This is a genomic window from Fibrobacter sp. UWB16 (assembly GCF_900215325.1).
Lineage (GTDB): Bacteria > Fibrobacterota > Fibrobacteria > Fibrobacterales > Fibrobacteraceae > Fibrobacter.
The window spans coordinates 1,090,910-1,112,911 of the sequence record NZ_OCMS01000001.1 but is presented as its reverse complement, the minus strand read 5'-3'; the positions used below and the strand labels follow the sequence as shown (position 1 = coordinate 1,112,911).

Sequence of the window (22,002 nt, the reverse complement as noted above, 5' to 3'; positions counted from 1 at the left end):
AATTTGGGTGTGCGTAAATAAATATGAAAATACATGATGATATCTATTGATTATTATAAAAAAGAGATGAATGCTCGCTAAGAAAAATCTTTAACCCTCCATTGGAATTTTTAAGCATGTATGTTTTAGTAATTGTATTGCTTGTTTTGTTTGTTGTTTTTTACACAGTTCGTCGGAGACGACTTGCTAAAGAATTTGAAAAAAAAATAGAGAGTTTCATAGAAGAATGTGATTCTTTTTTTGCTGAATTTGATGACATCTTTGATCACTATATTCAGGATGCAGAACGGGATGCTTTTGTTTTTAAGTATAAAGCACTATATCATGAGTTGCAAAGATATAGTAGTATTTCGTCAAAAGTAGGTAATTCCGTAAAGTTTGAAGATTTTAAGAAGAAGTACAAAAATTTTCCAAGACTTGTTTTAGACTCAAATGTGGAAATCAGGTGTAGAGAATTATTAAAAGAAGTTGATGCCTTTTCAGTAGAATTTGATGAATTATTTAGTCATTATATTCAGGATGAAGAAAAAGATGCTTTTATTCGTAAATACCAAGCGTTGTATTTTGAATTGCAAGGGTACAGACGACTTTCATCAAAGGTAAAAGCATATGTAAAATTGGAAGATTTTGAAAGTAAATACGAAAATTTTCCAAGGCTTGTTTTAGAATCGAATGTGGAAATCAGGTGTAGAGAGTTATTAAAAGAAGTTGATGCCTTTTCAGTAGAATTTGATGAATTATTTAGTCATTATATTCAGGATGAAGAAAAAGATGCTTTTATTCGTAAATACCAAGCATTGTATTTTGAATTGCAAGGGTACAGTCGGATTTCATCAAAAGTAAGAGCATATGCAAAATTGGAAGAATTTAAAAGTAAATATGATGTTTTTCCAAGGCTTGTTTTAGAATCTAATGCAGAAATTAAACGTAAGGAACATCTCAAATTGCTTTTACAGTGTGTAAACGTTTTTCTTGATGAACTTGTTTTCTTGACAAGTCATTATGTTACGGATGATGATGGAGAAATGTTTCGCCAGAAGTGGGAAAAATTGTCTCGAGATGTTGCAATTTGTGATTTGAAATCGAATGATGAAGAATATGAGAAAATAAAGCTTTTTGAAACAATCTATAGGGACTTTTCTAATTATATAAAAAAAGCAAACAAGTCGTTTGTTGAACAGGAATGCCAAAAGTATGATTCTCTTTTTTCCAACATAGATGGCAAGTCTTTGGATTTACAACAAAGAGAAGCTGTCGTAACTGATGAAAATAGAATTCTTGTGCTTGCGGGAGCTGGTAGTGGAAAAACGCTAACGATTGCAGGCAAGGTTAAGTATCTATGTGATGTAAAAAATATAAATCCAGAAGAAATTCTGCTTATTTCGTTTACGAAAAAATCTGCTAAAGAAATGACCGATAGGATTCAGGGAAAGTTGGGAATCCCTGTTAAATCGATGACTTTTCACAAATTGGGACTTGATATAATCGAATGTGCTGTTGGAAAAAGGCCTGATGTTCTTGATAAATCTCTATTTGAAGGATTTATACATAATTTTTTTGAGAAAGAGCTTGTAAATTATCCTGAATTAGTGAAGAATTTAATTGAGTATTTTGCGTACTATATTGATATCCCTAAAAATATGGAAGATTATTCGTCGTTGGGCGAGCTGTATGAGGCTGAAAAAAGTATAGACTTAGAAACGCTAAGGTCGAAATATGATCAAGAGAAATATATTCGTGAAGAAAAAATAAAGAAAGCGCAGAATCATACAACTTTAAAAAATGAAAAAGTTAAAAGCCTCGAAGAAGTTCAAATCGCAAATTTTCTTTTTTTGAACGGTGTTGATTACGAATATGAAAAACTCTATCCGTTTGAATGTCAGGATCCTTTACGAAAAGGGTATAGACCAGACTTCTATTTGAAAGATTACGATATTTATTTGGAACATTTTGGAATAACAAGAAATTATACTGTTCCGTGGCTTTCTCCTATTGAAGCTCAAAAATATTTAGATGGGATTGAATGGAAAAGGGAGTTTCATAAGCAGAATAATACCAGACTGATTGAAACTTATTCGTATTATAATTTAGAAGGTATACTCTTGCAAAAACTTGAAGGACTTCTAGAACACAATGGAATTGCTTTGAAGTCAAGAGACTTCATGGATGTTTTCAATACTGTTTATGCTTCTAAAACGAATAAGTTTTTCTCTGAATTTGTACAGTTATGCGAAACATTTATTGTGCTTTTTAAATCTAATAATTATACTGTAGAAACGATTGATAATTGGACTGATTGGCTTTCGTTGGAAGAAAATTGTTTCTCAAAAAGAAGAAACTATACCTTTTTGAATATAATAAGAGTAATATTAGAAGAATATCAAAAATACTTAATAGTAAATAAATCGATTGATTTTTCAGATATGATAAATGATGCTACAGAAAATGTTAATGGTGGTTGCAAAATTCCTTTGTATAAATATGTAATCGTTGATGAATATCAGGATATTTCGAAGGCTAGATTTAATTTGTTGAAAGCGGTTGTCGATAAAACAAAAGCGAAGCTATTTTGTGTGGGGGATGACTGGCAGTCTATATATCGATTTGCCGGTAGCGATATCTCGTTATTTACTGGTATAGAAAAGTATTTTGGAAAAACGAAAATATTAAAAATTGAGAAAACTTATCGTAATTCGCAAAAGCTGATCGATGAAGCTTCGCGTTTTATTTTGCAAAATCCGCTTCAGCTCAAGAAAAGTTTACTCTCTGATAAAAAATTAGATTATCCCCTTGTTTTTTGGGGATTCGATGATAATCCGAGAAATGCTTTGCAGACGATAATCAATAAAATTGCTTTGGATTTTGGAACGAATTCTTCTGTTTTGCTTTTAGGGAGAACAAATTACGATATAGAAATAGCAAAAAATACCGGATTATTCCGAGAAATTAGGAAAAATGGTGTTGATGCATTAGAGTTCATTCAAAATCCGATGTTGCCGATACAATTCCTTTCTGTTCACAAATCAAAGGGATTGGAAGCAGACAATGTTATTCTTCTGAATTTTAGAAATGACAAACTCGGTTTCCCGAATCAGATAATTGATGATCCTGTTTTGAATTTTGTCCTTACAAATGCAGAAGATTATAGATTTGCGGAAGAACGCCGTTTGTTTTATGTTGCTATTACTCGAACAAAAAATAGAACCTATGTTCTTGTGGACAACAAGAATCCATCGCCTTTTTTTAAGGAATTTTCGGAATCTACATCAGTATTCTTCAAATCAACAGGAAAACGAACAAGCGAAAATCAGACAAAATGTCCAGTTTGCAAAACGGGAGACTTGTTGAAAGTTGAACATGACGGAAAAACTTTTGTGGGGTGCTCTAATTTTCCGCGGTGTCACTATACACAAAGAGACGTGACAATATTGTCAAGCCCTAAAGTGTGTCCTAATTGTGGTGGTTTTCTTGTAAAGCGGAAAGGCTATAATGGACATTATTTTGTTGGGTGTTCTAATTACCCTGCTTGCGAATATAAGGAAAAGTTGATTTGGAATCGGTTTGGTAATTGATTGTGCTTTCTCCCCTATCCAACAAAAACCTCGCTATAATTCTCTAAATGTGCTAAAAAATATGAGATTTAGAGAATTATAAGCACTTTTTTGCGGTATAACTCTCTAAATGTGCCTTTTTCGGTGGTATGAGGGTGCTTTTCCCCGAAATTACGCCCTCTTGACTGCTTATTCTCCCTTATTGTATATTTATGGCATAGAGGTATAATTATGACTGAAAATTTGATAAAAGACACTTTACATGCCATCGAAACGATGGATCACTCAAGGGAGGCCGCTCTTCGACGGTTGCAAAGAGCGGGTATCCTTACTAAAACGGGCAGAATGACTGCTCTTTATCGTAGGTGTATCCAGGCTCAAACGCCTAAAGGATAGACCTTTTTATGGACGATATCTACTTGGACCGTCCTAATTTATATATTGGATTTCATGGTTGCGAAAAAAAAGTGGGGATAGATTTAATTCTTCATCCTAATCGCATTCACATGAGTGCTCATGATTATGAATGGCTTGGTCATGGATTCTATGTGTGGGAAAATAACTACGATAGAGCTTTAGATTGGGCTAGTAATCATTATCCGAAATTTAAGGAACCGTTTGCAATTGGCGTCGTCTATACGCTGGAAAAATGTCTTGATTTGACAGACAAGCATTTTATTGAATTGCTTTCTAAAGATTATCCTGAATTTCTCATAGATCTAAAGCGAATGGGGGCGCCTATACCACAAAATACGGATTTAAAAGGAAAACCAAATCCTAGTGGAGTTCTAAGGTATTTGGATTGTTTTTTGATAGAACATTTGCATTCTTTAAGGGATATTGCCGAAGATATTCCTTATTTTGATACTGCTCGCGGTGCATTTACTGAAGGAGCTCCAGCTTATCCGGGAACTCAATTTGGAGATAAGAATCATATCCAAGTGTGTGTTCGTAATAAAGAATGTATTAAGGGATTTTTCTTGCCTCGGTATTGAATCTGACTTTCTGGTGAGCTTGTATATAGCACAAAGCCCCTCCCGTCAGGGAGGGGTTTGCGCTTTGGAAATTCCTAATTCCGAATTACCCTTACTCCACCGTTACGCTCTTGGCGAGGTTTCTCGGCTGGTCCACGTCGTTTCCGCGCAACACGGCGATGTGATAGGCGAGCAACTGGAGCGGAATGCAGGTGAGGATCGGCATGAGCATCGGGCGGGTCTTCGGGACCGTGATGATGTGGTCTGCGATTTCGTCGAGCGGGTGGCAGTCTTCCGTCGTGACGGCGATGACCTTGCCACCGCGGGCCTTGATTTCGCGGATGTTGCTGATAATCTTGTCGAAGAGCGAATCCTTCGGGGCGATGACCACGACCGGCATGTTTTCGTCGATGAGGGCAATCGGGCCATGCTTCATTTCTGCAGCGGGGTAGCCTTCGGCGTGAATGTAGCTGATTTCCTTGAGCTTCAACGCACCTTCCATGGCGACCGGGTAGCAGAAGTGGCGACCGAGGTACAAGAAGTTGTTGGCCTTGCAGAGCGTCTTTGCTATTTCGGCGATGCTGTCGGAGAGCTTGAGCGTTTCGGTCACGAGATCCGGGAGCTCCAAGAGGTCCTTCACGATGTCGGCGCCCGTTTCAAAGCTGAGTCTGCGCTGACGGCCGAGCAAGAGGGCAATCATGGCGAGCACGGTCACCTGGCTTGTGAATGCCTTGGTGCTGGCCACACCGATTTCCGGACCGGCGTGCAGGTAAACGCCACCATCGCTTGTGCGTGCAATTGTCGAACCAACGCCGTTACAGATGGCGAGTGCTGTTGCGCCTTTCTGCTGGGCTTCGCGGAGAGCGGCGAGCGTGTCTGCGGTTTCACCAGACTGGCTGATGGCAATGACGAGCGTACCCGGCTTGATAATCGGGTTTCTGTAGCGGAATTCCGAAGCGTATTCGACTTCGACCGGGACGCCAGCCAAGTCTTCGATCATGTATTCACCGACCATGCCAGCATAGTAGCTTGTGCCGCAGGCCGTGATGATGATGCGGTTGATGTTACGGAGTTCTTTAATGTTCGTGTCGAGGCCGGCGAGCTTTGCGTTACCTTCGGCGGTGAGTAAGCGGCCGCGCATGGTATTGCGGAGCACTTCGGGCTGTTCGAAAATTTCCTTGAGCATGAAGTGCGGGAATCCGCCCTTGGCGACTGCGTCGGCGTCAAATTCCACGTCCTGGACTTCGCGCTGCACTTCGTGGCTGCTCATGTTCACGATGGAGTAGCCGCCGTCCTTGATTTGGACAACGTCATTGTCATCGAGGTAAACGACTTTCTGCGTGTGGTTGATGATGGCAGAAACGTCACTGGCGAGGTAGAAATCGCCTTCGTTGCCGATACCGAGGATAAGCGGGCTTCCGCGGCGGGCACCGATCAAAACGTTCGGTTCATCGCTGCAGACAACGCCAAGGCCGAATGTACCTTCAATCTGCTTGAGAGCCTTGAGTACGGCGGATTTGAGGTCGCCATTGTAATAGCGTGCAATCAGGTGGGCTACGACTTCGGTATCGGTCTCGGACTTGAATTCTATACCTTCGGAGATGAGCTTCGCCTTGAGGCTTGCGTAGTTTTCGATGATGCCGTTGTGGACTATCGAAATCTTTCCGTCATAGCTTGTGTGCGGGTGGGCGTTTGTTTCGGTGGGGGCGCCATGGGTGGCCCAGCGCGTGTGCGCGATGCCGATAGTACCCTTGAGCGGAGTATTTTTTAATTTGTCTTCGAGAGCCTTGATTTTCCCGGATGCACGGACAACTTTTATTTGGCCGTTTTCGATGACAGCGACACCTGAGCTATCATAGCCTCGGTATTCCATTTTTTTAAGACCTTCAACGAGGACTGGCAATGCTTCCCCTTTCCCATTATATCCGATAATTCCGCACATAATAATTCCTGATATTTCAATTGTCAGCGGAAAATATACTAAAAGTAAAGGTAAAAAGAAAATAATTGTAAGCTTTATTAGGATTGTTTTACTATTTTAAGAACGTCTATTTTTCATAGAGGATAAAAATGAAGACTAAAATGCTTATTGCAGCTGGCGCTCTTGCCATGCTTATGACGGGTTGTGAACCGTGCAAATCTGCTTCTACCGAAAAGACCTCACTTGTGACTGAAAAGGACAAGTACAGCTACGCTCTCGGTGCTCATTTTGGTAACCAGGCTCGCTACCAGCTCGTGACTCGCGATTCCATCGATCTCGATCTCGACCTCTTCATTCAGGCTTTCAAGGAACGCTACAATAGCGATTCTGCAAAGTTCTTGATGAACGATTCCGTCATTATGGAAACGCTCAACAAGCTTTCTGCTGATCGTCAGGCCGAAAAGGTAAGAAAGGATAGCATCGCAGCTGCCAAGAACAAGGCTGAAGGCGAAGCATTCCTCGCTCAGAACAAGACTGCCGAAGGCGTTGTGACTACGCAATCTGGTCTCCAGTACAAGATTGTTACTGAAGGTCAAGGTGCAACTCCGACCGACGAAGACAAGGTCAAGGTTCACTACACTGGTACGCTCCTCGATGGCACCAAGTTCGACAGCTCTGTCGATCGTGGCCAGCCGCTCGAATTCCCGGTTACTGCTGTAATCCCGGGCTGGACGGAAATGCTCAAGCTCATGAAGGTCGGCGAAAAGGTTATCGCATGGATCCCGAGCGACCTCGCTTACGGTCCGCATGGCAATCGTGCTATTCCGGGTAACTCCGTCCTCAAGTTCGAAATGGAACTTCTCGAAGTGATCGCTCCGGAAAAGCCTGCCGAAGAACAGAAGCCTGCAAAGCCGGCTAAGCCTGCTAAGGCTGCCAAGAAGGCTGCTGCCGCTCAGCAGTAATCTTAAGCAATCCGCTTGATTTTAAATGCCTCGCGCCCACCCGCGCGGGGTATTTTTTTGCGCTGTCACCCCGGATTTGTACAAGTACAAAGCCCTTCGGCTCAGCTATGAAAATGCAAGCATTTTCGCAGCGTTCGCCTCGGTTGCTTTGATTCCGGGGGCACCTTACGCGATTTCCCTTGCGGGGCGGGATCACCATCTCGTTGATGGCGTAAAAATTTTATCTTTGCTTTTGAAATTTTAAGAGCGGGTGTTTATGTCTAGAATCTTCTTTTTACTGTGTGTTGTTGCGATTGCACTTACCGGATGTAACGAACAGAAAAAAATTGATGCGTTGACTCAAGAAAATGCAAGGCTTGTTGCCGCCGCTGATTCTTTGAAGGCGTTGATTACCAAGGCTCAGGGCGAGACTTCGAAGTGGCTTGTGAAAAACGACACGGTCCGTGCTGGCGATGGACTCTTCCAGGTGCTTTACCGCATGAACATCAACGAAAAGGAACGTGGCAAGATTGTGATTGCCTTGCAGGACTCCGTTGAACTTTCGGCACTCCGTGTGGGCCAGGTGTTCTATGCCGCTCTTGATACTGCAGGCGATGTCCAACGTTTCCGCTTTGCTCCGAACCCGGCAACGGTCCACATGTTGAGCAAGACCGATTCTGGTTTTACTTATAGCCGTATCGACAAGCCGGTGACGATTCGCCAGTCTGTCTTTGAAGGCGCTCTTGAAAATGGCAGCACGCTGAGTGGCATCTTGCACAAGGTCGGTATTCCTGGCCGCATGGTTGGCGTTGTGAGCGCCGTTTTGCAGTGCAAGGTCTCTTTCCAGCTCGCTCGTCCGGGCGACAAGTTCCGTATCTTGCTCGAAGAAAAGTTCTATCAGGATTCCATCTGGATTAGCGGCAAGGTGCTCTATGCCGAATTTGACGGACATACGGTTGGACACCATGAAGCTTTCCGCTACGAAGACCCTGATCCGAAGAGTACCTTTAACGCCCATTACACTGAAAAGGGTGAAGCTCTCATTTTCGAAGGCCTCCGTTACCCGCTTGACCGTTTGCATATCACGAGCCCTTATGGTGCCCGCATCCACCCGATTACGGGCCGTCGCACGGTGCATCACGGTATCGACTACGGTAGCCCGAAGGGTTCTCCGGTTTATGCGGTCGCAGCTGGTGTCGTGACGGTTTCGGGTTACGATGATTTGAGCGGTAACAAGATTGCCATCCGCCACAGGGACAATACCGAGAGCTGGTACATGCACCTCTCCGTGCGTGGCGTGAATGTCGGCACGAAGGTCTCTCCGCGTCAGGTCATCGGTAAGGTGGGGTCTACTGGCCGCAGCACGGGCCCGCACTTGCACTTGGGCTTCAAGGATAATCGTGGCAACTGGATGAACCCGGCCAAGAAGACGATGATTGCAACACCGAAGCTCGAAGGCAACCGTCTTGCACGCCTCAAAAAGCAGGTGGCTGATATCCGCAAGGAAATCGAACTCACGCTTGCATCGCCGGCGGTCAAGGTCAATGACACGGACGTGCTTGTCCGTATGCGTGTGCTGAAGTAACTTCTAAACTCTAATAGCTAAACTTTTTCGGTATGAAGTAGAACCCTGGCATGGTGTCGGGTTCTACGGCTGTTTTGGCGAAGTTTCCGGTGTTTACGGATCCGTAGCCTGCGGTTCGCACGTAATTCATATCCTTGGCAAGTTCTACGGCTTTTTCTATAGCCAATTCTCTGTCGCTTATGGCAAAGTCTGGCTCAATTCCGTATTTGTGGTAGAATTTCCTGTTCTTGTCGACAACCCTCTTGCTGGTAATGGCGGCAATCGAAAGCGAGGGCGTGATAATATATCTTTGGCCGATTCCCTTTCCGTAAGTGGTTGTTCCGACAACAGGATAATTTTTGTTGGAGAGGATTCCCGCAAGCATGAGTTCAGAGCAACTTGCAGTCATGTTGTTGGCGAGGAAAACGAAATAGCGGTCTTTTGCAATACCATCGACATCGGTAATTGTAAAAGCGGTATCGAAAACCTGTCTATTGAAGATAGAATCCCTATCGGCTGAAATAATTCCGATTGCCGTGTCTCCTTTGGAGAGGAAGTTTGTAATCATGGGGATGCATTCATCGCCGTCGCCACCGCCGTTGTCTTGCAAGTCAATGATTGTAGCTTTGTACTTTTCCGTTTGACGCAGTGCGTCCAAGAATTCTTCGGATGTCCCTGAATCATTTGAGGTTATTGAGGAAAACTCAAAAATCTTGATGATGGGAATGGAATCCTTGAAAGTCAATTCAACAGTGGGGGACAGGTATGGGGCAAGAACTACGGAAAAATCAAGGGGAACGGAATTGCGCACGATGGTGTAATTGATGGTGTCACCTTCGGCAGCGTATGATAGTCTCTTGAAAATGATATCGTTAGTTATTTCGATTCCTTCGATGGCTATGATTTCGTCACCAACTTTAAGGCCTGCTTTGTCGGCTGGAGAATTTTCTGCAACTTGGCTTATGATGTACTTGCCCGAAGTGTTCGTCGAATCGATTTCGATGCCTGCCCCCATTTTTTCTTCGGAGGAATTTAATGTGTTGAAAAGACTGTATGATCTCGATGGGTCTATGTATCTAGTGAACTTGTCGTTCATTTGACTATACATGTAGTAGATGTCATAATAGTCCCAGGGAACGACGTATGTGGCCATTTCTTCCGGCGTTGCCGTGTTGAGATAGATTTCTGGACGGCCTAGATACAGATTCTTATCGATGTAGTAATAGTCAAGTAGGTTATAGTTGTACTTGAATTCATTTGATGCTGTGTCTTTGCTCGAACTGTTAAGGGGGACAGTCCCGCTGTCAGAATCGCAAGCGGCGAAAATAAGACAGCATGATAATGTGAATGTATAAACTAAAACTTCGATTTTTCGAAGAACTTCAAATAAGTTTTTTCGTCTGCCCATTCTATTGCTCCTCCCTCAAACTCTTTTTTCTCTTCTTTAGCATCCATCGAACGCTTGGCTAGCCCCTCGCTGCTTTGGGGAATTTTGACTCCGTAAAGCTTGTTTGCAATTTTGGCGGCGCAGGTGTCGTTTACAGCGCCTTCGCATTCGTACTTGGGATAAATCCCTTTGCCGTGGTAAGAATTTCCATTAGGCGTGAAAAATTCAAGGTCGGTGATTTTGGCAAGCCCGCCAGCGTATGTCTTAAAGCTTGTCTGTCCGATGCCTTTGCCAAAAGTTCTCATGCCGACAAACGGAATGTCGGTGGTCTCGGTGACTGCCGCAATGAATATTTCGGCGCAGCTTGCAGATCCTCGGTTGCCAAGGATAATGTATTTGCCGTTTTCTCCGATGTCGCCTGCTTTAGCCTTGTTGGTGGATTCCCTGTAGGCGGATTCTCCGTCCGCTGTTAAAGCTCGCCAGCGTCTTGAAGAAAGCGTGCCCTTCTTTGAGAATAGGTCTGCAATCTTGATACATTGGTCGACGTGGCCACCAGGGTTGTTTCGCAAGTCGAGAACACGCACGCGCTTGTCCGTAGTTGTTGAATCCAGGTAGGCCTTGATTTCGCCGTATGTTCCAGAGACCTGGTCTGCAGTTTTGGGCTTGAAACCGTCAATCGATACAAAGATTATGCCTGGATATCCTTTATCTGGATTATAAAAGGAGGTGTCGACAAGGACCGTCGGTGCGTAGACGGTTTCTTTCTGGAGCGTGAACGAATTGGTGTCCTTGTTATAGACAACGCGGATATCGATGGTCTTACTGTAGTCGACGATGGAATCGTAGATGGCTTTGGCGCGCTCCCCAGTGAGGTCAATGCCGTTTGCCTCGATGATGTTTCCGTATCTAGGAACTCCGGCTCGACCCGCAGGACTTTTGGCATATACGCGTTTGATGTATATGGGATGTTCGATTTCGTTAAAGGTGTAATAGAGCATCCCGATATCGCCGCCGACAATCAAGCTTGTATTGATCTGGGTAATGACCGCTTCGCTTTTGGAAGGGGGCGTGTATGTTGTGTATGGGTCTTTGAGAAAGGAATAAAGCTGTTGCTGTATGGAATCGGAATCTCCGTCTTTGGGCAAGTCGGCGAGTCTATCTTCGTACAAGTACACTTTCTGCAGGAGCCAGTAGTTGAAGGCGTACTCGGATTCCGGTTCTGGAGTGCTCTTGACCGGATGGATAAAGTCGGAGCATCCGAGTAAGCACAAGAGCATAGCTGCTAGAATTATTCGGAGAAACATGACTTTATCCTTTGAACGTTTGACTTGTGATTGCTCCTAAAAAGGAGATTCCCGGTCTATGCCGGGAATGACAATTCGATATTTCGTGATTTCAAAATTCCTAATTCCGAAATCCTAATTCCGAATTACTGGTCGATGCTCAGTCCCTTCTTGTCGAGGAGAATGCGCGGAAGGCCACCTTCGAGCGGGTTTTCGATCACGGAAATTGTCTGGAGGCTTTCGCATTCGGCAAGGCTTTCCGGGAGGGTGGCGAGCTGGTTTGCATCGAGCACGAGTTCACGCAGGCTCTTCAGGTTGCTGAATTCGGACGGGATGGCGCCCAGGCGGTTGCCAGAAACCATGAGAATTTCGAGGTTCTCGAGGTGCGAGAGCGTTGCCGGGATTGTCGAAAGTTCGTTGTTGTCGAGGTAAAGCTTTACGAGGCTCTTCATCTTGCCGATGGTCGGCGGGATTTCGGAGAGCATGTTGTCGTGGAGCGAAAGCTTGAACACCTTCTGCCAGTTGCCGATTTCGAGCGGCAAGTCCAGGAGCTGGTTTTTAGCGATGTTCACCGTCTGGAGGTTCACGAGCTTGCCAACAGATTCCGGCAAGTCCGAAAGGCTGTTGTAGCCGAGGTAGAGGTTTTCAAGTTTTGTAAGTTCGCCGATGGATTCCGGCAGTTCCATAAGGTCGTTTTCACTTACGGAGAGGCTCTTCAAGTTCTTGAGGAGGCCAATGTCGTCAGGAATTTCGACGAGCAAGTTGCGGTCGAGGTTGAGTTCCTCGAGGGATTCGATTTCGAAAAGTTCCGGGGGCAAGAGACGCAGGCCCTTCTGGGAAAGGTCGAGAGTCTTTGCTTTTTCAGCTTTCGCTTTGGCAATAACATCTAGTAAATTCATAAAAAGCTCCTAATGTTTAAATCATAGCTTTTTTGTCCGAAAAAACGTAAAGTTGGCAAAAAAAAATGTAAAAAATCAGATTTTTATACATCTGTGCAGTAAATAATTGCTAAATTATTAAAAAAAATTAAATGTTTTATCTTTTTTGCACGCAAATATTATGATTTGAAACTATTTTTAAGGTGCAAATTACGAATATTCCAATATATAATAATATTGTATATTGGTTTCTGTGTAATTATTGAGGAAAAAAATGGAACTAACAAAATCGCAGGAACGCCGCTTAGCATTTGTCGCTAGCCTCTTGAGCTTAAACCCTAACGATCCGAACGATAGAATTAAGGCACTCCGGCATCTGAACCTAGATGAAAATGGATGCTTCCACGGCTTCCAGTATTCACAGGGCTTTATGGAATTCTTCATCTTCCTGGACGAAGATACTCCGCTTGAAAAGGTTGTTGCACACTTGAATGCCGACCTGAAGCAGCTCCAGATTGCCGTGTTCCGCACTAGCGATCCTACCAATCCGTTCTTCCTCTCGCTTCGCGAAGAAGCTGACCCGTGGGCCGTCAACAAGATTTCTGACGAAGAAGCCGAAGAAGATGTCGATGCTCCGGCAAGCCGTCCGTACATGGAAACGCTCGAAATCACCGTGCTCCGCACTCGCGCAAGCCGCGACATCACGGACTCCGAACTCGAACGTACCCTCAAGGACATGCGCAGAAAGCTCACGCTCTGGAAGGCTGACGTCAAGGCAAAGCTCGAAATCATTGCCGAACATGACGACCTCACCCGCGACTTCCGCAGCGCAGACGACAAGCTTGAAATCGAGATGGACTCCGAACCGCTCCACCTCACATCTGATCACGGCGAGCTCTTCCTCGGCTTCTGCCCGATCCGCACGATTTTTGACTACCACGTTGCCCTTGGTAAGCGCCTCAAGACCAAGCACAACATGGCTATCGTCAGTTCCAACATTCGTACTTACCTCGGTAACCTCACTCATACGAACGCCGCTCTTATCGATGCCTTCCAGACCATGGAAAGGAATGACGACAAGAACGTGAACGTCGATGACTTCCCGTTCCTCCACAACGGTATGACCCTCACGGGTGATGACCTGCGCCTCAAGGAACGCGATGGCAAGAAGGTCCTCTTCATTGAACGCCCGAAGATCATCAACGGTGCCCAGTCCCTCTTCACGTACGAACAGTATGCCAAGAAGAGCAAGCACCCGGTGAACCCGCAGGTGCTCGTGAAGGTCGTTGTGCCGTACCAGGGCGCCGACAACTTCTTGAACCAGGTGACCATGGCTAACAACCGTCAGAATCCGGTGTTCAGCTACCATCTCCGTGCTGCAGACGATTTGCAGTTCTTCATTTGGCAGCGTTACCAGGAAGAAGGCTTTACCTACGTCTATAAGGACGGTGTCCGTCTCAAGGCCCGTACCCGTAAGCTCGAAGTCCGCATGCGTCCGGAACTTGCAAAGACCCTCTTCATGATGGATGGCAAGCTCAGCGAATGCCGCTCCAGCGACTGCATTTTCGATAAGGAAACACTCTACCAGCGCTGCTTCGGTGCGTTTGTGCGCGTTGCCCCTGAAAAGGAAAAAGATTTTGTCCGTAAGACCATCGCCTTCACGAAGGCATGGCAGCTCCTTAGCCGTCTCCCGATCAAGATCCGCAAGGTGACTCCGGGTAAGGGCGTGTCTATCGAAGCTAACGACGATAACCCGCTGACCCGCATCACGTGGAATGGCCGCCTCGAAGACAAGTTCATCTTCCGCAGTGCCGTGAAGGACCTCGTGGTCGCTCTCGCTCTCCGTCACTGGCTCATCTACGGCAATCCGATTCAGGACTTCGAATGGCTCGTTGAAAACGAACTCAATTTCAATGATTCCATCCTCAAGTACGCCTCCCGCATCTACACGGATGACTTGAAGAACATCTTGATTTCTGAATTCAAGGACAACACGAACTACTACGATACCATCACGACGATCGACAAGGATTCTGGTGAATCTGTGGAACGTCGCTTGTGGAAGGGCTTCTCCAACACGGCTACTTACGACAAGATGATTGAACTCTTGTGCAAGAAGAATCCGGCTTGGGAAAAGTGCCGCGGTGGCATTGAGGTATTCCTCTAGTTTATCCTTTAAATAGGGCCTAGAATCCGGTTTTGAAGCGCACCCGTAAAATGGGTGCGTTTCTTTTTTTCTATGTTATCGGTGGTAATTTTGAACGTCCCGTTTTTGTATTTTGTACACCGTTGCGTTTTAGAAAGTTTTTTAAATCCGCCCTTTGGGGTTTTGCTGCATGCAGCTTTGTAGCTGTAAGTTCCGTCTGGTCTCAAGATGGGACGCTTAGCTCGTATGAATCTCTTTTTGATGATGAACTTTTCCAGGATGTGCCCGCTCCAAAGTCGACTGCCTCTGTAGCGTCGTCTTCGAGTGCTGCGCCTGCATCGAGTGCTGCAGCACCAGCTTCAAGTGCCGCGCCGTCCAAGCAGGAGTCTCAACCGTCTGTGGCGGTTTCGTCTGCGTCAAAGCCCGTGTCGAGCGCTGTAAGTCCGGCATCGAGCTCCGCGAAACCTGTATCGAGTTCCGCTCTGTCTTCTGCGGCAATCAAGCTGTCGTCTTCTTCTGTCGCCAAGTCGTCTTCGTCTGTGGCGCCGAAGTCTTCGGCGGCCCCGGTGGCAACGCCTGAACCTCGTACGGTAGCTGCAGAAACGCCTGTAGAACCTGCTAGCGAAGTTTCTTCAGAGGAATGGACCCCGGCAATCAAGTATATCCCGGTGCCCAAGTCTACATCCCCGCTCGACGGCCTCCTCCCGATGGGTGGCATTGGCATGCGTCCGGGGTTGATGAATACCTCGAAGGGGCAGATTTTCTCTCACGATATTGATGTGGCCACCCGTGAAATCGACGTGACTGAAAAGCGCGTGAATTCTGTATCCCGTACGGATACGACGGTGCTCTGGACATCGCATTATCCTGAACTGGCAGATTACGTTTCGGACATGTACGATGTTGGGCGCAAACGCCTTTGGCTCAATGGCCTTGTCGGCCAGAACGATGGTGGTTACGAAGCGCCCGAGACCGGCTCTGTATTCGATATTACGATCCCGGTGAACATGCCGGCCTGGATGAAGGACTTCGGTTTTAACAAGCCGAAACTCATGCTGAAGGGTTCCATGGATATCCGCTTCAAGGGCTATGGCGAAAAGGACGATGCCGAGGGCAGTACCAAGACGAGTCTTTGGCCGTCTCCGTCCTTGGACTACAACCCGAGCTTCATGGTCGAGGGTAAGATAGGACCGTACATCACGGTTGAAATCAAGAACGTGGATGAAGGCCTCGGATCTCAGAACGAAGTTCGCGTCGTTTACGAAGAATCGTTCAAGGGCGAATTTGAAGATTACATCTTGCAGCGTGTTGAAGCCGGTACGACAAACCTCTCGCTTACGGGTACTGAGTTTACCGGTTATTCTGAAAACCATCAGGGCCTTTTCGGTATCAAGGCAGACTGGAAACTTGGCGACTGGAAGCTCACGACGATTGCATCCCAGGATGGCGGTCAGCAAGAAGAATATTCCATCAAGGCTAATGAATCGACCACTGAATTCCAGGTTACGGATAAGCAGTTCCTTGCGTACCGCTATTACTTCTTGAACCACGAGGCGAGGGACGCTTATATCAAAGCGGCTATTGATGGTGGACACACCTCGAATTACAAGGTGAAAGACCTGAAGCTTTATAAGCGCAGTTCCTTGAATACTTCTGACGATGTCATCAAGAATGTCTCTGTCGTTTATACACCGATAAAGGGTAAGCCCATTACAAAAGTTGTAGACCGCATGGTGGAAATTCCCCGCCTTGACTACGACTATGATGAAAAAACGGGTATCCTGAAGATTAATGGCGTTAATCGCAATACGCTTATTGCGGCAAACTATAGTTATGGAGATCGTAAGGGGATAGATTTGCGTAATGGTGGCGATGCCGTCCTTATTCAATGGGACGCAACGCTCGGAGAACTTACGGACATTGATAAACTCATGCTTCGTAACGTTTATTCCATCGGTATTACGGATGCTAGCGCAAATAGCTTTGTGCTCCGCATGAAGAACAAGTCCGGTATTTCGGGCAATTATCTGAAAACGCTTGGCCTTGCTGATTCAACGACTGGAACGCCTCTGATAAACGACGCTACAATATTCAAGAAAGATTCTACGGGTAGCTATACCGGCGAAATGTGGGTGCCTTGTAGGCGTTGGGAGCTGTATGATGGGGCTAGCGAATCCGAAAAAATGAGCCGCGCCAAGGAAAACTGCTTGGAACCGTTCCGCAATTTGGATACGACGTCCGCTATGGAACAGCTCTATAGGCTTCCGGTTTACAATCTTTCACGTTATACGAACCGTTTCTATTTTGAATCTGTTGGTAAGCGCCGTAATTCCATGCTCAGTGTTCGCGACCCGAATTCCAGCTATTCTGTCAATAGCGGCAACTGCATGGATATTTCTCCAGGTTCTGAAAAGGTGACTGCCGGTTCTACAACGCTTATCCGTGGAACGGACTACGAAGTCAACTACGAGCTTGGACAGATTGAACTTTTGAGTGAACGCGCCCTTGACCCGAACAAGGAAATCAAGGTTAAGTTCGAATGCGAACCTTTATTTGAAATTGACAACAAATTGCTCTTGGGCGCTCGCGCTGAACTGCCGCTTGATTTGTACGGTTTTGGTGCCGGTTCTGTGTTTGGCATTACCGCTCTCTACAAGAGCCAGAGTACGACTGCCGAAGTCCCGACGCTTGGCAATGAACCTTATTCCAGCTTCCTTTGGGGCTTTAACGTTCGCTTGCAGGATTCTGTGCAGGCCCTTACGGATTTGGTGAATGCAATCCCGGGCATCAATACGACCGTACCTTCGAATTGGCGTGTCGAAGCGGAATTTGCCGCTAGCCGCCATAATGCGAATACGAGCCAGAACCAGACGGCACTTGTTGAAGACTTCGAATCGACTTCGACGGGGCTTGTGTATCCGTTGTCTAGGCTTTCCTGGTATCAGGCGTCTCCTCCTGGTGGCGATTCCCTGCATCTGGAAACCTATATCGAAGACCAGAACTATAAGCATCAGGGCGAATTTATCTGGCACAGCAACAACACTGAACTCTACAAGTACATTTACGACAACGTTGGCAATTCCGATGTCGACAACCAGCATCTAACCGTGCTCAAGATGACTTTGCGTCCGAATGATAACCTCATGGGCAATTCCTGGGGCGGTATCATGCGTGCGAACAGCTCTTATTATCACGACATGAGCGAATTGAAAAATCTTGAAATTGTCGCTCGCGGTAATTCTGGTTCTATATTCATTGACTTGGGTCTTATCAGCGAAGATATTTCGGTTAACGGTTATGCTCCTAACGGTCTGTACAATGGTGAAAACCAGCTTGGTATGACGACGGCTCAGCATGACCGTGGTCTTGATGGTGAAACTAGTACTGATGAAAGCAGAGTCGTGTGGGACTGCCGCGTGGCCGGTTGCGATTCGACGCTCGTGAAACGTGGCAATGGAACAGTCGATCCGTCTGTCCGCGATATTGCTGGTGATGACTTCAAGGATCTAGATGATGAAAGTGATCCTCCCAAGAGCATTAACGGAACCGAAGGCAACTTAGGTGAACGTGCTTACGATACCGAAGATATTAACAGGAACGGTTCTCTGGATAGGGATATTCGATTTGTCCGTTACCGTATTGACCTCACCGATACGAACTCTCCCTATATCGAAAGATTGAAGAACGGTTGGCGCAAGTGGACCATTCCTTTGAACCAGTACGATACGATTGTTTCTCCGACTGGAAGCAGCTATAAGGAAATCCTTGCCGAATCCCAGTTTACCCGTATGTGGTTGGGTAAGCTAAATCCGGGTGTGGCCGAAGCGAAGGTGCAAGTGGTTAGCCTTGGCGTTATGGGCAATGCTTGGGAAGAAAATACGGTTGCCGATTTCTATCGCACGTCTACAAATGAGAATTCTCAGATTGTCGAAGTGAACGGTGCCGAAAATCATATTTCTGAATCGGTTCGCGATACGACTTATCTCAAGGTCTCGACCATCAACAACCGTGAAAATGCAAAGACGTATTACAAATCTCCGAATACGGTGACGGAACGCGATGCAGATTCCAATGCCCCGCTCAAGGAAACGGCTCTCGTATTGAATTACCACAATATGAGCCCTGGCCAGGAAGTGGGTGTGACGCGACTGTTCGAAACGGATACGAAGAATTTCTCGACGTATAAGTCCTTGAAGATGGAAATCCATTATAAGACGGAAGCCGAATCTGTTCCGGTGCGTTTTGCCTTGCAGTTTGGTGAAGGCTCCATGGACGGTTCTACGGATTATTATGAATGGAGCTTCCGTCCGGTGAATCTGGATATGTCTTCTTGTTCTCCAGACCGAGTGCAGGATTGCCATGAACAGAACTGGATCGATAACGCTTTCGCGATGGACCTCGTGGACTTCTCGGATCTCAAGCGTGGCCGTCATCCGCCGTATCTTGAACCTGTGGTGAAAAACCTCAAGGGCAAGAGAGAAGAACGCCTTCGCTTGGTTGGTAACCCGTCCATCACAAAGGTCGACTGGATTCGATTTGTCATTATTGCGGATTCCTCGGCTTCTGCTAAGGACCTTGAAGGTGAATTCTGGATCAATGACTTGCGTCTTTCCGAAATGGATACGGAATGGGGCTATGCCGCTCGTGTGAACGGCCAGGTGAATTTCGCCGATTTCATTTCGCTTTCGGGCGCTGTCCGCTATCAGGACGGTGACTTCGCAACGCTTTCCAATTCTGGACGTTCTCCGAAGCCTGATCTTGCAACGGCAGCTTCGCAGCTGGATGTCTCGGCAGACATTACGATTGCTCTCAACAAGTTCCTGGATGATTCGCTTGGATTCCACATCCCGATGTCGTTTGGGTATCATAGCTCTACGAAGCGTCCGTACATGAAGCCGACGGATGACATGATTCTTAAGAAGAGCAGCTTTGTCGATTTGACGGGTGATATGTTCCAAGGTGAACTTGCCGTGGAATCGGATGACGAAGAAAACCGCTTGAGGGATAATGCTGAATCTAAGGGCTATGAATCCTATGAACAGGACTTGAATTTTAGTGTCAGTTTCCATAAGGATTACAAGGCTAGCGAATCCAAGCTTGGCGAATTCCTGTCGCAGACATTCTTGGAACGTCCGGCGTTCAGTTACTCTTACCACCAGTCTGAAGGGCGTGCCACAACTTCTGCCGACTCCACTTATTCTTACCGCACGGTGCTTGAATATAAGCTGGGTACGTTTAGCATGTTCAAGTTCAAGCCGTTCGAAAGCCTTGAAAAGTACTCATGGCTCAAGGACCTTTCCAAGACGGAATTTGAACCGTGGCCGCAGACGTTTGACTTGACGTTGTTCGACTTCAACTATGTACGCTATGTGAACCAGACCCGTGATCCGGACTTTGTGGAACCGCAAATTGACAAGGTGGTGACCTATACCGCTGAACTCAACCATAAGTTGAATATGCGCTGGAATATCCTCTCCTTCCTTTCGACGAGCTATTCCATCAATATTAGGCGTGACATGTTTGGCGGTGGCGACCGTGAAGCGTTCGTGAAGGAAAACTTCTTCTCGTTCGACGAAGGTGGCCTGTTTGCTAGCGGCTATATCTTTGACCACGATCATTCCGACAGAAAGGTCTACATCTCTCGCGATAGTCTTGTCATTATTCCTGTAGATACGATTGCAAAGACAAACGCCAAGGGCGAGGCTCTTCCGATCGATATGCAGAATGCGGATACTTATGAAATCCGCTACGATACGACTTCGTTCTACAAAGTCGATAGCGTTGGACATCGTGAATATGGCCGTGCCTACGGTATTCTCCGCAATGAACGTTCTAGAAATCAGCAGTTCAGGATTAACTTTAACCCCAAGCTGATTCCGTTTATCCCGTTCAATATGCAGTTCTCGTCTGATTTCAACCAGCAGAAGACAATCCCGGATGATTTCAGTTTCGATGATCCAAATAGCTATGAAAAGAACTATTGGACAATCTCGCAGACGAACCGATTTGAGTTTACACCCACGCTTAAGATTATCGAACTTGCGAACTTGTTTGGCAAGAGCAATGCCGTTGCCGGATTCTTTGACAAGCTCAAGTGGCGCGAAATCAAGTTTAACTGGAATGCAAGTACAAACACCATTGGTGAAAACTTTACGCTTGCTCAGTTGTACGAAGAACAGGGCGTGACTCCGTTCCAGTACTATCTCTATGGTTTGGGCCTTGGAAACGGCTATCGTAGCCGTGGCCTCTGGAACATTATGACCGGCAACATGGGCCTTACGGACCGCGATGACTTTACGGGCTTTGCTCAGTACCGTAATAAGCATGTGGATACGCTAGTTTACCAGGGAAGTTTCCGCAATTCCGTATCTCGTTCGTTGCAAATCTCGACGGGATTCACCTTGCCGATTTGGGATATCTCTGTAACGACGGATTTCCAGTGGAAGGAAGAATTCTCGCAGTCTCGTGAATACCCGCTGTACATTGATACGACAACGTTGCTTCCGAGATTTGGCATTGGAATTGCTATTCCGAACATTTCCCAGAAGATTTCGTTGCTGAATAATTTCCGCAGTGTAAGCTTGAGCAGCCGCTTCGATTATTCTCGTACGGTGGTGAAACGCCCGTTCCAGAGTGCTGAAGATTCGTGGGCTTATGTCTGGAACTTCAACCCGCTTATTCGTGTGACGTTCCTGACGCAGAATAATTTGCGCATTGAAAACAGCGTTCGCATGAAGATTGAATCGACTGATCGCCGCCCGAAGGAAGAAGTCGTTTCTAGCCCATGCTGGCCCAAGTCTACGGATATAAATTGCGTGGATACGATGCGTTACTTCCTGGAGACTCCGTGGATTCCGATTGCGCTCTACAATGACTTTGGAATTAACATTGGCGATGATTTCTCGATTTCTTATCCGCTTAAGCTCGATAAGGGATTCCAGCTTTGGAAGTGGTTCTTTAAGCTCAAGAACGATATTGACTTGAAGCTTACTGCCGGTTACGATTTCAAGAAGACGATCCGCAAGGAATATGAACACGAAGATGGCTACGATATGAGAAATGCGGAGTCCGGTACGGATGGCATATTCAAGCAGTGGTCTTATGATTCAGGAATTCCTGAAGATGAGAGAACCATTTACAAGCCGAAGCTGAAGTTGACCGAACGCACGGTTCCGTCGAGAACGCATGAATGGTTTATCCGTCCGAGTGCATCGTACCAGTTCAACAAGATGGCTTCGCTGAGTTCTTATATTGAATACAGACAGATTCACGAAAAGCTGGATGACGAGACGGCTCACATTCGCCAGATTCTCCAGTTCGAACTCGCGTTGATGTTGCGTTTTGATTAGGATGCGCT

10 protein-coding genes are annotated in these 22,002 nt (G+C 46.1%); 6 read left to right on the top strand and 4 right to left on the bottom strand.

All coding sequences use genetic code 11. The annotated features are described in order from the left end of the window. The first annotated feature begins 101 nt into the window (after positions 1 to 101). Complete coding sequence (locus CRN95_RS04535; RefSeq protein WP_145993959.1) at positions 102 to 3,572, top strand: UvrD-helicase domain-containing protein; 3,471 nt, start codon at positions 102 to 104, stop codon at positions 3,570 to 3,572. 383 nt (positions 3,573 to 3,955) lie between these two features. Beyond that, the gene (locus CRN95_RS04530) at positions 3,956 to 4,546 is read left to right on the top strand and encodes a hypothetical protein (RefSeq protein ID WP_088631091.1); all 591 of its coding nucleotides are present in this window, start codon (positions 3,956 to 3,958) and stop codon (positions 4,544 to 4,546) included. A 91-nt stretch (positions 4,547 to 4,637) separates the two neighbouring features. Here CRN95_RS04530 and glmS read toward each other — a convergent pair whose 3' ends face one another. Further along, a complete protein-coding gene (glmS, locus tag CRN95_RS04525) occupies positions 4,638 to 6,467 on the bottom strand; it encodes a glutamine--fructose-6-phosphate transaminase (isomerizing) (RefSeq protein WP_097020196.1) in 1,830 nt (609 codons plus the stop codon). A 128-nt stretch (positions 6,468 to 6,595) separates the two neighbouring features. On the opposite strand from glmS, the gene CRN95_RS04520 reads away from it, so the two are divergent. Next, a complete protein-coding gene (locus CRN95_RS04520; RefSeq protein WP_097020195.1) occupies positions 6,596 to 7,408 on the top strand; it encodes an FKBP-type peptidyl-prolyl cis-trans isomerase in 813 nt (270 codons plus the stop codon). 256 nt (positions 7,409 to 7,664) lie between these two features. Then, positions 7,665 to 8,972, top strand: a complete 1,308-nt coding sequence (locus CRN95_RS04510; RefSeq protein WP_097020193.1) for a M23 family metallopeptidase — start codon at positions 7,665 to 7,667, stop codon at positions 8,970 to 8,972. A gap of 10 nt (positions 8,973 to 8,982) precedes the next feature. Here CRN95_RS04510 and CRN95_RS04505 read toward each other — a convergent pair whose 3' ends face one another. The 3 genes from CRN95_RS04505 to CRN95_RS04495 form a co-directional block, all read right to left on the bottom strand. Then, entirely contained in the window at positions 8,983 to 10,359 is a 1,377-nt protein-coding gene (locus CRN95_RS04505; RefSeq protein ID WP_097020192.1) for a S41 family peptidase, read from the bottom strand. Next, positions 10,308 to 11,615 carry a S41 family peptidase gene (locus tag CRN95_RS04500; protein WP_235002874.1) on the bottom strand — a complete coding sequence of 436 codons (1,308 nt, stop codon included), beginning with the start codon at positions 11,613 to 11,615 and terminating at the stop codon, positions 10,308 to 10,310. Before CRN95_RS04500 ends, CRN95_RS04505 begins: the two co-directional genes overlap by 52 nt. A 152-nt stretch (positions 11,616 to 11,767) precedes the next feature. After that, positions 11,768 to 12,520, bottom strand: coding sequence for a leucine-rich repeat domain-containing protein (locus CRN95_RS04495; RefSeq protein WP_088631097.1), 753 nt, complete (start codon positions 12,518 to 12,520; stop codon positions 11,768 to 11,770). A gap of 253 nt (positions 12,521 to 12,773) precedes the next feature. Between CRN95_RS04495 and CRN95_RS04490 the strand changes: the two genes are divergently transcribed. Continuing rightward, the gene (locus CRN95_RS04490) at positions 12,774 to 14,666 is read left to right on the top strand and encodes an AIPR family protein (RefSeq protein ID WP_088631098.1); all 1,893 of its coding nucleotides are present in this window, start codon (positions 12,774 to 12,776) and stop codon (positions 14,664 to 14,666) included. Between the two features lie 122 nt (positions 14,667 to 14,788). Beyond that, positions 14,789 to 21,994: a cell surface protein SprA gene (gene sprA, locus CRN95_RS04485; RefSeq protein WP_097020299.1), complete on the top strand. Its 7,206-nt coding sequence runs from the start codon at positions 14,789 to 14,791 to the stop codon at positions 21,992 to 21,994. Positions 21,995 to 22,002 lie beyond the last annotated feature (8 nt).